This is a genomic window from Nocardioides pelophilus (genome assembly GCF_014180685.1).
In the GTDB taxonomy this organism is placed as follows: domain Bacteria; phylum Actinomycetota; class Actinomycetes; order Propionibacteriales; family Nocardioidaceae; genus Nocardioides; species Nocardioides pelophilus.
Window position 1 is genome coordinate 1 of the sequence record NZ_JACEHF010000295.1, and the last position, 1,838, is coordinate 1,838.

Sequence of the window (1,838 nt, forward strand, 5' to 3'; positions counted from 1 at the left end):
GAGGGCCCCGGCCGCGGCGACGATGGTGTCGCGGAAGCCGCTGCCGATCCCAGGCAGCTGGCGGAGCTCGCGCTGGCGGTCCAGGACCGACCGGACGGAGGTGAAGCCGGCGGCCGCGAGCGGGCCGAGGCGGAGCGAACCGGTCGTTGCTTCCTTGAGCGCTTCCAGCGGCATGGTCGCGAGCGCTGCGTGCACGGCCGGGCTCCGGTAGGCGGCGACGGCGCTGACGACGGCCTCCCGGGCAGCGCGCTCCTCCTCCCTCGCCGCCCGCAGGTCGGCCATGGCCCGGGGGAGCTCACCGAAGCGGGTGCCGTCCACCAGACCGGGCGCCGAGGCGGCGCCGATCGCCGCGGCGAGGCCCAGCCGCCGGTCGAGGAGGTCATCGACCGAGAACAGCGCGCGGTCGAGCTCTCCCGTCGGCTCGGNACAGCGCGCGGTCGAGCTCTCCCGTCGGCTCGGCCAGCCGCTCGAGCGCATCGGGGAGCCTGGCCTGCAGACCCCAGGCGAAGAACTCGCGCAGGAAGGCCACGTGCGGGGCCAGCCGCTCGCGGTCCTTGCGCGAGGTGAGCAGCCACCACCGCAGCGGTGCGAGCGCCCGGGCGGCCTTCACCGCGGCCGGCGCGTGCGACGCGAGCTGCTGGAGACCGGCCGTCTCCTGCGGCCCTGGCTGCGGGAGGTTCGCGCAGGCCACCAGGGCGCGGAGCAGCGACTCGGCGTCCTCGCGGGACAGCAGCGTCACGTGCCACGCCACCTCGCCGGCGCGGGTCACCGGGACGCGGCGCGCGGCGAACCCGTTGAGCAGTCGCTGCAGCTCCTCCTGGGTCGCCCGCTGCCACTCCCGCGCCCGGCGTGCCTGCGACATCCACGCGCTCACCGCGCGGGCGGCGTCCCGAGCCTCGCGTCGCTCCTGCTTGTCCATCGCGGCTCATTCTGGGGGGCGTCCTGGTCCGGCGGCCAGCGCGGTCCCGGGGTCCTGGCTCCTTCGGACTACGGGGCCACATCGTCCGGCCCCTCCTCTGCCTTGTGGCTCCTCAGGCCGATCCCCAGCGGTTAGGTTCGTCCCGTCTAGCTTGGGAGGGCTTGGGTTGGGGACTTGGGGCGAGGCGTACCTCACCCGGTTGCGCGGTTGCGCAGCACGGATGGAACGCGATTTCTCGGAGATCAGTGACCGCGACCGCTCCGTGCGGCTGGTCGAGCGCGACGCGAAGATGGCGGAGGTGGGGTTCGGCGCGGGAGTCCTCACCATGGAGTCGGCGAGCCGGGTGCGCACGCTCGACCCGTGGCAGGCAGCGACGTGGCTGGTGGAGGGCGACCCGGCGCGGCCGCGCTGGGAGTCGCTGCCGCTGATGGCGGCGTACGTGGAGCTGCTGCAGGCGGGCTATCCCGGCAACGCGGTCCGGTTCGCAGCACCCGACCCCGAGCTGAGGCTCGACCTCGCGGCGGTGAACGAGGACGGCCAGGTCCTGGTGCTCGGCGTCGCGCGGGCAGAGGCGCTCGAGCTGTCCAAGCTCGTGGCGCTGGTGTCGACCTTCGAGTCCCACGGCGCTCGAGGCCCGCGGGGCGGGCTGCCCGGCCGCGAGGCGCAGCAGCTCGCCCACCAGCTGCGAGCCACCCGGGCGCCGTACGTCTGGCTGCTGGCGGCAGGAACCCGGCGGGTCTACCGCGTGAGGTACGGCCGCACGATCAAGCTCACCCCGGCGCAGGCGCTGCCGACGGCGGCCGAGCTGTGGCCCTTCGGGTTCGACGGACCGACGCCGCGGGTGTCCGTCGTCGCCCCGGAATCGGTCGCGGGCTGACCCCGGGAAGTGGGACCGGAAAAGTAAGACGCCCGCCGGCGG

General features: G+C 74.9%; 2 protein-coding genes. One reads left to right on the plus strand and one right to left on the minus strand.

What is annotated here, in order from left to right; translation table 11 throughout:
* On the minus strand, nucleotides 1-318 hold a 318-nt coding region (locus H0488_RS23120; protein WP_220794922.1), incomplete at its 3' end, for a hypothetical protein.
* Between the two features lie 821 nt (nucleotides 319-1,139).
* Here H0488_RS23120 and H0488_RS23130 point away from each other — a divergent pair.
* Nucleotides 1,140-1,796 carry a hypothetical protein gene (locus H0488_RS23130; RefSeq protein WP_183101520.1) on the plus strand — a complete coding sequence of 219 codons (657 nt, stop codon included), beginning with the start codon at nucleotides 1,140-1,142 and terminating at the stop codon, nucleotides 1,794-1,796.
* The last annotated feature ends 42 nt before the right edge of the window (nucleotides 1,797-1,838 follow it).

What these genes read in the sequence shown, in the direction of transcription:
- H0488_RS23130 (WP_183101520.1), top strand. Translation starts at nt 1,140, where the DNA reads ATGGAACGCGATTTCTCGGAGATCAGTGACCGCGACCGCTCCGTGCGG.